The 12,495-nt window shown below is 42.2% G+C and carries 10 protein-coding genes; 5 read left to right on the forward strand and 5 right to left on the reverse strand.

The features are described 5' to 3' along the window. The first annotated feature begins 14 nt into the window (after window positions 1-14). From J3P37_RS15500 to J3P37_RS15515, 4 genes are all read left to right on the forward strand, one after another. Window positions 15-923 carry a glycerophosphodiester phosphodiesterase family protein gene (locus J3P37_RS15500; protein WP_256012259.1) on the forward strand — a complete coding sequence of 303 codons (909 nt, stop codon included), beginning with the start codon at window positions 15-17 and terminating at the stop codon, window positions 921-923. Window positions 924-965: 42 nt separating this feature from the next. Next, window positions 966-2,225, forward strand: a complete 1,260-nt coding sequence (locus J3P37_RS15505) for a T9SS type A sorting domain-containing protein (protein ID WP_256012260.1) — start codon at window positions 966-968, stop codon at window positions 2,223-2,225. A gap of 296 nt (window positions 2,226-2,521) precedes the next feature. Further along, window positions 2,522-3,730, forward strand: coding sequence for an ATP-binding protein (locus J3P37_RS15510; RefSeq protein WP_256012261.1), 1,209 nt, complete (start codon window positions 2,522-2,524; stop codon window positions 3,728-3,730). Window positions 3,731-3,735: 5 nt separating this feature from the next. After that, window positions 3,736-3,858, forward strand: a complete 123-nt coding sequence (locus tag J3P37_RS15515) for a hypothetical protein (protein WP_256012262.1) — start codon at window positions 3,736-3,738, stop codon at window positions 3,856-3,858. Between the two features lie 64 nt (window positions 3,859-3,922). Here the strand turns inward: J3P37_RS15515 and J3P37_RS15520 are convergent, their stop codons facing one another. From J3P37_RS15520 to J3P37_RS15535, 4 genes are all read right to left on the reverse strand, one after another. Continuing rightward, window positions 3,923-4,951, reverse strand: a complete 1,029-nt coding sequence (locus J3P37_RS15520; protein ID WP_256012263.1) for an ABC transporter permease — start codon at window positions 4,949-4,951, stop codon at window positions 3,923-3,925. Then, window positions 4,893-5,912 (reverse strand): ABC transporter ATP-binding protein, encoded by a 1,020-nt coding sequence (locus J3P37_RS15525; protein ID WP_256012264.1) that lies wholly within the window; start codon window positions 5,910-5,912, stop codon window positions 4,893-4,895. Before J3P37_RS15525 ends, J3P37_RS15520 begins: the two co-directional genes overlap by 59 nt. A gap of 47 nt (window positions 5,913-5,959) precedes the next feature. Next, the gene (locus tag J3P37_RS15530) at window positions 5,960-6,670 is read right to left on the reverse strand and encodes a COG1470 family protein (RefSeq protein ID WP_256012265.1); all 711 of its coding nucleotides are present in this window, start codon (window positions 6,668-6,670) and stop codon (window positions 5,960-5,962) included. A gap of 435 nt (window positions 6,671-7,105) precedes the next feature. Further along, complete coding sequence (locus J3P37_RS15535; protein ID WP_256012266.1) at window positions 7,106-8,230, reverse strand: metallophosphoesterase family protein; 1,125 nt, start codon at window positions 8,228-8,230, stop codon at window positions 7,106-7,108. Between the two features lie 294 nt (window positions 8,231-8,524). Here J3P37_RS15535 and J3P37_RS15540 point away from each other — a divergent pair, with 294 nt between their 5' ends. After that, the gene (locus J3P37_RS15540; protein ID WP_256012267.1) at window positions 8,525-9,811 is read left to right on the forward strand and encodes a hemolysin family protein; all 1,287 of its coding nucleotides are present in this window, start codon (window positions 8,525-8,527) and stop codon (window positions 9,809-9,811) included. A 120-nt stretch (window positions 9,812-9,931) separates the two neighbouring features. Here J3P37_RS15540 and J3P37_RS15545 read toward each other — a convergent pair whose 3' ends face one another. Continuing rightward, window positions 9,932-12,328, reverse strand: a complete 2,397-nt coding sequence (locus J3P37_RS15545; protein WP_256012268.1) for a TonB-dependent receptor — start codon at window positions 12,326-12,328, stop codon at window positions 9,932-9,934. Window positions 12,329-12,495 lie beyond the last annotated feature (167 nt).

Here is a 12,495-nt window from a genome sequence, read left to right on the forward strand (position 1 = left end):
TTAAAGATAATCTTATGAATATCTATAAAGAAATACTGATAACTGTTGCATCGATCAGTCTGGCGGCTTTGCAAAGCTCTGTATGTGTCGCCCAATATTCTAAAGCCGACACACTAATGGCAATTTACAACAATCCTGCGGATAAGCAGGTGCTTGTAGCTGCGCATCGCGGCGACTGGAGAAATGCACCGGAAAATTCGCTACAAGCCATTAGCTTTTGTATTGAAATGGGTGTCGACATTGCAGAGATCGACGTGCGCCCAACTAAAGACGGGCACCTGGTGCTAATGCATGATAAATCTGTAGACCGTATGACTAATGGAAAAGGAGAAATAAAGGACTTCACCTTAGAGCAACTTCAATCTCTCTTTCTGAAGAACGCCTATGGAATGCCTACCCGTTTTAAAATACCGACGCTCCGGGATGCACTATTGTTAGCGAAAGGAAAGATCATTCTCTTTATTGATAAGGGTTATGAAAACATCCCTGAGATCATTGCTGATCTGATAAAAACAGGTACAGAACACCAGGTTTTACTGGAGGGAAAAAAAACGCTTTCTGAAACACTCAGCACTTATCCTGACCTGAAAAGATTAGGCATTAAGTACATGCCACGGGTGAATAATGATGACCAGGTTACCGAATTACTTACCAGTCCACAAAAGCCTGAAGCTATCATCCTGGCTTTCCAAAAAGAACAAAACTCCGTCTTGCAACAACTGGCCGCAGCTAACAAAAACAGTTACCGTTTAATGGTTAACACTTTATGGCCGGAGACCTGCGCGGGCCATGACGATGATCTTGCTATTACTGATCCGGATGGATCATGGGGATGGGCTGTAAAAAATGGAGCTGGCATTATCTGTACAGATCGACCGGCATTATTGATCAACTACCTAAGAAAGAAAAACCTTCATCAGTAAATCTTATAGCGTCCAGTTCACGCATTTAAATTGAAACACATTATGAAACATACAATCTTTACATTATTGGTTCTGTTCAGCCTTACTGCCTATGGGCAAATAAATATCAGTACTTCCTCTTTTTACCATGAAACGTTTGATAATATATCCATAACAACCAGAACCATGCCTGCAGACACAAAAATAGATAAGCCTGCAGCGGTAAGAACAGTCGGGGCATACTCGGCTGCTTTTACTCAGATGAACCGTGCCGGTGGAAATGGAATGTTATCAGACGCCGGAAATGGAAATTACCTGTTCAGCGCAGGAGATCCGGCTACGGCTAGCGACAAAGCAGTTGGCTTTCTTTCATCCAGCACCAATACAAAATCAGGCAACCTGTATATCTATTTCAAGAATAACGGATCAACACCTATTAAGTCTCTTAGTATTCAGTATAATATTGAAAAATACCGGAATGGAAGCAATCCTAAGGGTTATACCGTACAATTATATTATTCTACCGATGGTAATAACTGGACAAGTATGGGCGATAATTTCAAAACAACATTTTCAAAAGATGACGATAGTAATGGCTATTCCACCGCTCCCGGCATATCTATACCTTTAAACGCGGTGTTTAATTTGCCTGCAGCTGTTGCTGGAAATGAAAATTTTTACCTGGCTTGGAACTATTCGGTAACAAGCGGAACTGACACGTATGATGCACAAGCTCTTGGCATAGATGACATCAGGGTAACTGCAAATTCAACGCTACCGGTTAAGCTTGCTGGCTTTAGCGCTGAGTTTGTTGCCAATACAAGCAGACTAGGCTGGACAACGGTGTCAGAACAAAACAATAAGGGTTTCGAGATTTTAAGATCGGGCAACGGAACGGACTTTATATCTATTGGCTGGGTAAAAAGTCATGCTGCGGATGGAAATTCTGCATATGGTCTGAATTATTCGTTCACTGACTTTTCCCCATTACCTGGCACATCCTATTATCAGCTTCAGCAAACGGACATTAATGGAACTATCGAGAAATCGGAGATTAGAGCGGTTGATGGGAAACTGGATCCAGAGAAGAGCATAATGGTTTATGCGACAGATAATGAAGTGAAGGTGCAGGTTTATTCTGCAAAAAAACAAATTGCAAAGCTTCAGTTATTTAACCTGTTAGGACAAAAAATTTATGAGAGTATAGCGAGCATGGAGCAAGGGCAAAACTATCAAACGCTGCCTGTTGCTCTTAATAATGGCATTTATGTGGTAAGCCTGGCTCAGGGGGTTGATTCAACGCGAAAGAAGTTTGTGAAATAATTTTTGCGACAACTTAATTCTTTAATTAAAAGCGCCGGTGTTTCACCGGCGCTTTTAATTAAAGAATTAAGATTTAGAGCTGAAGGCACTTGTTTAATTACGCTGATGGGCAGGACCAGATTCTTTTTGCCGTTAAGTTATAATAATTAAATAAACAGGCCTTGAAGTTTTTAATATCACTAAATGAAATATATGTAACCTAAAACGCGGGTATTCCTAATAGTGTATTTTACTAACCAATAAAGTTGTATTTTACTAACGAACACTTTGTATATTTGCATCGATAAATTATCTCTATGATGCTTCAGTCAGATATCAACCAAATCATAGAAACCCAAAAAGCGAACCTCGCTAAAAAAGACCCAGGCTTGAAAAGAGATGCGCTGGCAACTTTCCCAGATCTATCGGCCTTTGCATTGATTGTTTCTGGCATAAGAAGATGCGGAAAGAGCACGCTGCTTTTCCAGCTACTGAAAGAAAGATATCCTGATGCACTATATCTCAATTTTGAAGATCCCAGGTTTTACGAATTCGGTCCTACCGACTTTGCAAGGCTGGATGAATCTATAAGGGCCAGCCGAAGTGATGTGCTTTTCTTTGACGAAATTCAAATTATACCGGAATGGGAAAGGTATGCGAGGCAAAAGCTGGATGAAAATTACAAGTTAGTTATCACTGGCTCTAATGCTTCGCTATTAAGCAGAGAATTAAGTACCAGGTTAACCGGTCGGCACATCACAAAAGAGCTCTTCCCTTTTTCTTATCATGAATTTTGCTCATTTAAAAAATTATCGTTTGATAAGTCCTCTTTATTGAGCTATTTAGAACTAGGCGGCTTTCCGGAGTATTTGAAGCAAGGGATACCTGAAATATTAAATCAATTATTCGAGGATATACTGATCAGAGACATCGCAGTGCGCTACAGCATCAGGGATGTTAAAACGTTGCAGCGGCTGGCATTATATCTTCTTTCTAATGTTTCAAAGCCTATCACAGGTAACAGGCTTAAGACTCTTTTTGAGATTGGCTCTACAAGTACGGTAATGGAGTATCTGTCTCATCTGGAATATTCGTATCTGTTACAATTCGTGCCTAAGTTTAGCTACTCGTTAAGAAAGCAGATCGTTAATCCGAGGAAGGTGTATGCCATAGATACCGGCCTGATCAATGTTAATTCGGGGTCTTTCTCCGAGGACAACGGGCGAAAGTTCGAGAATTTAGTTTATCTGTACTTACGTCAAAAATATAGGGAAATATATTATTTTGCTGAGAAAAATGAATGCGATTTCATTATAGTCAATAACGGTAAATTAGTTGAGGCCGTTCAAGTCTGTTTTGAGTTGAACGCTGATAATATGACCAGAGAGTTAGACGGTATAATCGAAGCGCTTATCTTTTTTAACGCCAGTGAAGGTTTTATAATTACGCTTGATCAAACCGACCGGTTAGAAAAAGACGGTAAGGTTGTATATGTAGTACCGGCGTATAAATATTTATCAAAGTAATGACTATGGAACTTGCAATGCTTGGCCCTGGCAGTGAACTGTTAAAACCTTTTGTCAAAAACATTGAGCTGCATCAACTGATGCTGGAAGCTGCTGGTGTTACAACTGTAATTTCCGAAGAGCGTTAAATCTCCAAATTTGGGAAACAGAATAATTAGGCGCCAGCAAGCTTCACCTGGGATCAATCATATATTAACTCCTTATTTCCCTGCGCATAAAAACATAATAAGAAAGTGCGAAACAAGCTACTGTTGCAGCGATTAAACCGCTAACCTGGGGCCACACAATCATCAGGCTTTCTTTGAAAGGCAGTGGCGATGGAATGGCGCCTGCCATTTGCTCCATGGTTATTGGTCCGAGACTGCGAACTGATGGCATCAGCAATGTGGTGGTAGCATCTGTATAAAGCTGATTCGGCGCTATGCGCAGCAGACCTAAAATAATTTCGTTATAAGCCAGGATCTCACCCTGTGAAAGCAAAGCAGGATCAGGCAAAACAGATCTTACGACAAGGTTGATAACAATTTGGTAGAACACTGTAAAGAATAGCCAGATACCAATTGCCATAAGCGCAGAGGTTGCTGCTTGTTTGAACTTGATGGACAAAAAGATAGATAAGCTTAACCAAAAAGCTACATAGGCTATACTTATTATAACAAAACCCAGTATGCGCAGCAATTCCTGAGGCTCCATTCGCACTCCCGTTAACAGCAAGCCTGCTCCTATCATCAGTAAAGCCAATGCTAAGAACAAGGAACTTACAACAATTAAGGAACTTACAAATTTGGAAAGCAGCAGATTATCCCGGTAAACGGGTTGTGCCATTAACCTGGTAAGCGTCCCACCATTCTGCTCTGCATTGATCGCATCAAATCCTAAACTGATCCCTAGTAAAGGGCCCAGAAAGCTGAGAAATACATGAAAGGGAGGGATCGAATTATCAGTGATCGTTAATAGTTTTAGATATAAAAAAAGGTGATCCGGGTCGTTTGTATTACCGACCGATGATCTGATATTACCCAGAGAAACGTACATTGAGGCCATAAATGTAAGTACCACTAAGCCCATAAGTACGATGAGGCGCCAACTGCGTATATGGTCAGCTATTTCCTTATGTACGATTACGTTAAAAGGCCGCGAACCGGAAGATCTATTCGACGCCTTAATATTTTTTATATTTTGTAAAGAAAGACCTTTGAAAGAAACCGACTGACTTTTCATTACTAGTATTCTCAGTTAAATTGTTCTCAAAACATTTTTCGTAAATATCATCCAGACCGTAATCTTTCCTATGCACACCCTGGATGTCATATCCCTTTTCTACTAAAAAGCGGACTATTGCGGGTGTGATGTCACGACTGCATGTAAATTCCAGCGACTTTTCGTTTACACTGATCCGGGTAACCGCTTCCCACTGCATAAGATCCTGTTCAAATGGCAAGGGTTCGGCAACTGGCTGCTCGACTGTAACTGACGTGACATACCCTTCCCTGCCGAATAAGTTGCCAGACAAGGTATCAATGTTCCCCTCTGCCATTAATTTGCCGTTCACAAAAATGCCCACCCTGTCGCATACCTGCTGTACATGATGGAGATGATGCGAGGAAAGCAGTACGGTAAGTCCCTGTTGCCTGCTTAACTCTTTTATTAGAGCCAGGAAATCTTTTACCCCACTGGGATCAATACCGAGCGTAGGCTCATCTAAGATGATCACGTCCGGATGTTTGATCAAAACATCGGCCAGCCCCAGACGCTGTTTCATACCGCGGGAAAAGGTCGCCGTCTTCTTATTCATGTCTTTAGCAAGACCCACTATTTCCAGTACCTCAGTAGCACGTGCTTTAAGCTGCTCTTCGGGCAACCCATTCAACCGGCCTATATATATCAGGTTATCGAGCGCCGACATATCATCATAAAAACCTACGCTATCGGGCATATATCCCACTTTTCTCTTAACAGCAATAGGACTGCTGGTGGCGTTCTGTCCACAAACATAAGCCGTACCGCTTGTTGGATCGGTGAGCCCCAGCATCATTAATATGGTAGTAGTTTTACCTGCCCCGTTTGGTCCCAGCAATCCGAAGATCTCCCCCTTATAAATTTCCAGGTTCAGATCATCGACTGCTTTCAGGGAACCATAGCATTTGGTTAAACCCTTCAGTTGTATGATAGGATCCTTCATGTTTAATCGTTATTGTGTTTGATATCGCTTAGCGGACGAGGTTCACACTATCTTCTACCGTATTTTCGGATGAGATAATATACAATGCCTACAGCCAGTAAGATCACCAGAATGCCGATCCAACCAGAAAGCACTGAAGTTTTCACAACCATCCGGAAGGCAGCGTCTGCATTGTCATTGTTATTCTTTACAGAAAAAGTGGCGGCGTAATCACCAGCGATGGTTTTGTCGGGAACTTTTAACCTGACAGTTATATCCATAGTTTTTCCTGGCTGCAGGTTTTCTATTTTTGAGGGGTCAAACGAAGATTCCCAATTAGTGGGTAATTGGGATGAAAGCTCCAGATCATTTAAAGGCAGGGTTCCTGAATTTTTTACTACCAGATGAACATCCTTCTGACTGCCAGAGGTCACTTCCTCGCTCAACCTGCCTGAAGGTGTAGTTAGCTCTAAACTGTAAGAACCCTTTACTACAGCCTCCAGGTTCAGCAACAGAGTATCATTCGGTGATACTGCTTTTACCGGTATCTTGTATTTTTTAGGATCAGCATTTTCTGTGGCACTAATTTCAAGCGTGATATCCTGCGTTTTACCTGCATCCATGTTAAGCGAGGTAACCTGGCTGCCGTCTACCCGGTAGGTGATCATCCAGCCTGCCGGTAGCTCGGCTTTCAGTTCATAGATAGCGGCTTTGCTGGAAGCATTAAGCAAGGTGGTGTTGTAACGGAATGTTTCATTAGCAGCTGCTTCAATGTTCATAAGCCGTGCTGTAAAGCTGGATTTAGCAGCTGCTGGTGCTTGTTGGGCTTGTAATGCTAAGTTGAACGAAAAAAAGACCAGGAAAAAAAGTAAAAATTTGTGCGATACGCAGATACGTGTAAATAAAAATTTAATTAACATGATTCAATAACTAAAATTATATAATAGCTTCAAAAGATGTCGGTTCAATATTTATTGTCTGAATAAATGACGGTTCAAATCAAAAAAACTAAATAAATTTTTCAAACGTCTTTAACATATTTTAACAAATCGAAAACATTGTTGATGGGTGCCAGGTTAAGCGAGCAATTAATCAAGGCTCAACAATCGAAGCTTCCTGTTTTGGCTTTAATCGGACCTAGGCAGTCTGGAAAAACGAATTACCGGGTCATAAACTGGCGGGATATCGAATGCCAATGATCAACAGTTCCTTGCTTAAACGTCAAAACAGAAATTAAACCTGTCAGCCAGCTCGGCATGCCCTTCAACGGTTAGCTGGTGCGGAATAGTGTAATACTCCCCTGTAAGATTTATACCTGCCTCGACACGACTTAATGATATCTTAAGAAAGCCATGCTTATTCTCACAGTAATTTTCCAGTTTAACATCCTGCAATAAGGGATGCTGCGCGCTAAATGCGGGATTATCAATCGTGGCTATCGAATGAAGCTGATCAAATCCACCTGCCCCGGCTACAATAAAAGGAAGTATCTTACCATCAGGGTACTGTTTATGAAAACGCTGATAATTATGAACATGCCCACTGAATACAATATCAGCCCGAACACCACTTTCTTCAAATGCTTCTTCCAGGAAACTGATCATCGGCAAGCTTGAGCCGTGATTTATATCGGCAGTATAAGGCGCATGGTGAAGGCAAACAAGAATAGCCTTGCCGGGACGCTCTGCGCCTGCAGCTTTAAGCTCTTCTATAAACCAGTTCCGTTGCTCGTTTTCGATCACGCCATACTTAGGCGTATTGCTATACAACCCGATGATGTTTGCCAAAGGCGTTTGCAGCGTCCAGTAAACGTTTGGCTGGACCATGCTCTTCCAACCGGTGTCCCCGCAAAAGTTGATTTTCCGGGAAGCCGTGTCGCAAAAGACCGCAATAAAGGCATCCAGGCTTTGATACGGAATTTTATTATCGGGATTAATATCACTGTCGTGATTTCCTGCAATGGCAAATACCGGGGCAGGGTATTGCCTGTACGGCGCGAAGAATTGCTGGTAATAATGCTCCGCCTCACCATGGTGGTATACAATGTCCCCGAGATGATAAAGAAACTGAGGACTATCGTGTGCGACATTTGCGATATTAAACTGCCGGCTCATTTCAGCTGCAACCTTACTTTGAAAGTCGGGATTTAGTATTCCGCCGGTATCCCCTACCATATGAAAAACCAGCTTCTGATCGCTTGCTGCTTGTATATCTTCAAGGGGTAAATGGTATGGATACCTGCCGGATGGCTTAGGCAATGGTCTGAATTTATGACTATCATCCGGCTGATTAAGTTTGATCACCGGCGTATCGTGTCTCTCGTTTGTTACTGCACTCATCAGCAAAGGTAACATCCTAATATTAAAGAGGTGTCACATTAAAATAAAAATGGCTCACGATAGTAGCCTGGCGCTAACTGGCAATTATGGTAGGCGCTTGATAGGGGTTGTTTGCAGTCTCTTTCCGGCCACTTTGCTTTTAGCACTCCAGTCACCAATTAACCATAGGTTAAAAATAAAAACATTTATCATACATCAAAATGATGAGAAAAAAATCTGCCTCTAAATTTCCCTGTTTAATCACACTTATGCTTCATTGTGTTTGTTGTTGAATTTTAGATAGATTTGGAATAAATGGAAATACTTATTATTGCCCTGCTGATTCTGCTTAACGGGGTTTTCTCGATGAGCGAAATAGCTCTTGTGTCTTCCCGAAAGTTTAAACTGGAAAGTGCTGCAAAAAAAGGGAACAAGAACGCCCAAAAGGCTCTTGACCTTTCTAACAATCCCAATACCTTTCTTTCCACAGTTCAGATAGGCATCACCCTTATCGGCATATTAACCGGTATCTTCAGTGGCGAAAAACTCACCTCCGACTTTATCGCTTTATTTAACTCAATTGCCATACTTGCACCTTACTCAGAAACCATTGCCGTAATTTCCGTGGTCGTTATTATCACTTATTTTTCCATAGTATTTGGTGAGCTTATTCCCAAAAGAATTGGCTTAACGTTTCCGGAAACGATTGCCTCTTTGGTCGCGCGGCCCATGAACGCCATTTCAAAGGGAACCAAACCTTTTATCTGGCTGCTGGCAAAAACAAACGATCTGTTCTTGCGCCTGTTCGGGATTAATGAAAAGAAAGACGGGATAGTTAGCGAGGAGGAAATAAAATCAATTATTGCTGAAAGTACGAGCCTTGGGGAGATCCAGGAGATTGAGCAGGATATCGTAAAACGGGTTTTCGCTTTGGGCGACCGGAAAGCGGGAGAATTGATGACGCACCGGTCTGACCTTACCTGTATTGATATAAATGACAGCATTGAAACCATCAGGAGAAAAATAGAAGCAGATCCTCATTCGGTTTACCCCGTGATCGACAAATCGCCGGATAAACTATTGGGCACTGTGGCTGTGAATAAAATCTTCACAAATGATCTGGCCTCAGCCAAGTTCGACCTGAAGTCGATAGTCCAAAAGGCATTTTTTGTACAGGAGAACCTGGCCGCGTACAAAGTACTGGAAAAGTTTAAGGAGAACCGCACTCATTTGGTGATCGTATTAGATGAGTATGGATCCATCGAAGGGGTTTTATCGATTACAGATGTAGTGGATGAATTGATCGGCGATGTATCCATACAGGACCCTGATGATTTCAATATCATTAAACGCGATGATAATTCCTGGCTTGCAGACGGGCAGTATCCCTTTTATGAGTTTGTTAACTTCTTTGGCTTAGATGATGTAGAAGAACCCGAAGGTTTTACCACCATTGCTGGTTTGATCCTGAAAAATGTTAATCATTACCCGGTGACAGGGGAAAGGATCAGATGGAAAGATTTCGAGCTTGAGATTGTGGATATGGACGACAGGAGAATTGATAAGGTATTGATCACGAGGCTGGAGAGTGATGAATTGTAGAGTTGAGGCGGCTTCGAACTATTCGTTGGTTAGCACACGCGGCACGCATGCCGCGTGTGCTTGAACTATTCTCTCTCAATCAATTTTTCATAAAATCGCTTGTGATTTGAACATTAAACTCTAAAATTTATAACCAATACTACCCACAAAGGTACGCGGAGCCATAGGTTCCAAAGTAGTCCATCCCTTGTAGTATTCCTTATTGGTAAGGTTGTTTAATTTCAGTCCGAAAGTAAATGGTCCTGAGCCATATGAGGCTGAAGCATTTAAAATGGTGTACGCAGGTAAAGTGAATACGCCGACTATGGAATTATCAGTAATATTATTCTTACCGGCGTAGTTTCCTCCAAAACCTAGTCCCAGCCCTTTTACAGGTCCAGCCTGAAATTTGTAGCTTGCCCAGAAGTTTACCAGGTCTTTGGGGCCTGCACCTACGGGACGCCTGCCTTCAGTTTCGTCAGAAACATTTGTTAATTTGCTTTTATTATAAGAATAGCCGGCAATAATGTTCAGCCCGGAAACCGGATTTGCGGTAAACTGAGCTTCAAAGCCTTTGCTGTACTGCTCGCCTCCCTGGATACTTACGTTAACGTCGGTGCTGGAAGAGATAACATTTGAAACCTTAATATCATAATAGCTCAGAGATCCTGACAACTTCCCGTTAAAAAGATCGCCTTTGATTCCTGCCTCAAATTGATTGGCGTGTTCAGGCTCGAAAGTTGTCAGTACTGAAGTTCCGTCAATCACTTGTGTCCTAGGCGCCACGTTTGTGAACCCGTTCATATAATTACCAAAAAGCGACAGCTTATCTTGCAGCACCTGGTATACCAGGCCAAATTTTGGAGATAAAGCCGTTTGGTCATATTTCTCGTCTTCAGATGCGCTTAATCCCCCGTTACGGAAATGATCGATCCTTAGGCTTGCCATTGCAGATAATGCCGGCGTGATGTTAACCACATCCGAAATATAAGCACTGTAAACGTTCTGAGTAGCTCTCATACTTCCACCATAGCCGGCAGCGGTTATTGCAGCATCCGCCGCCTGAGTAGTTAAATTTTCCGGAATCTCCGGTTCTTCCTGAGGGTTAACTGTTCCAAAACCTGCGTAATTTGAATTATTGCTGAGCGCGGTATTGTTATAGTAGTCTAGTCCCACAACTACGCGGTTACGAATGGTTCCGACATTAAAATCCCCGATAAAGTTCTGCTGAATATCTGTGGTTTCAGTATTCGAGTTCTGATCAGTAATGTATCTGGCAAACACACCTGTACCTACGCCCGACGCTGCCCCTTCAAACAAATAAGTATAATATCCTTTTGATCTTGCGCTTCCTCTTGAAACGAGCGTCTGTGAAGTCCATTGATCTGATAATTTATACTTCATCTGAGCCTGCATAGTCGTCACCGGGTTTCTCATGGTAAGGTTATCGCTTGTATACGATCTTCTGTTGTTATAACCCAGGGCATCCAGAGTGCTTGATCGTAATGGTGCGCTTCTATTAAAGAACAACATGGTTGGATTAGTACCTTCCGAACTTAGAAACTGCGCATTTAACAACAGGGATAACCTGTCGTTCACATGGTAGGATAATGAAGGAGCAAAAAACAGTGACTTTCTAAAGCCTGCATCCTGAAAGCTGCTTTCCTCATGAAAGGCAGCATTCATACGGAACAGCACCTTGCGATCTGCATCCAGAGGAGTATTCACATCGGCTGTAATACGATTCAGTCCGTAGCTACCTGCCGTGTAGTTCACATCTACAGCAGTAGTGCTGAACGGTTGTTTGGTTACCGTATTGATCAAACCTCCGTAGGAAACCAGGCTGCTTCCAAATAAAGTACCTGAAGGGCCCTTGATCACTTCTATACGTTCTACGTTTGAAACGTCAAGACTTCCGTTTGTTAAACCAGGCAAGCCATTTACGAGTGTGGGCTGCACTGCAAATCCCCTAAGGGAAAAATATCCAGCACCATCGCCAGCGCGACCAGTTGAAGACCATAATTTATCAATGCCGGGAGCATTTTTAAGCGCATCGTCGAAGTTCGTCACGATCTGATCTGCCATCAATTCTTTAGAGATAACTGCATAGACCTGCGGATTTTCGATATTTGCCAGTGGCATTTTAGATACATATTCGCTCTCTTTAACGGAAAACTTATTCGTCTTGCCCCCCCTTATAACCACTTCTTTTAATTGTTGATTAGATGCTTCCAAAGTAATATTGAGCGTAACGGTCGATCCGCCAGTAACGGTGACCTGATTGGTACTCGGCGCTAAGCCAACCAGCCTGGCGACAACTGTATAGCTGCCTGCCGGAATATTTTTCAAAATGTAGTTCCCATTGGCGTCTGCCATCGTACTGGCAATGCCCTTAATTGAAACTTCAACGGCCTCTGCCGACATACCTTCGGAAGTTCTGATTGTCCCCTTAATCGCTCCCGTACGGGTTTGCGCAAAAGACATTGCGCAATGTAAGGTCATTATGAAAGCTATGAAATAAGTAATTGTTTTCTTCATTATTTAGAATTAATTTAAACAACGCAAACTTACATCATTTCCAGACTTTTCAAGACATTATTTATAATGATTTTAAACAAGACAATACTATGACATTACTATTGCCGGGAAACCGATAAGATAAAAACCCTCACCGGGATGGTGAGGGTTTTTGGGTTACATTTGGT

The sequence above is a fragment of the Desertivirga xinjiangensis genome (genome assembly GCF_024436435.1).
GTDB classification, from domain to species: Bacteria; Bacteroidota; Bacteroidia; order Sphingobacteriales; family Sphingobacteriaceae; genus Desertivirga; species Desertivirga xinjiangensis.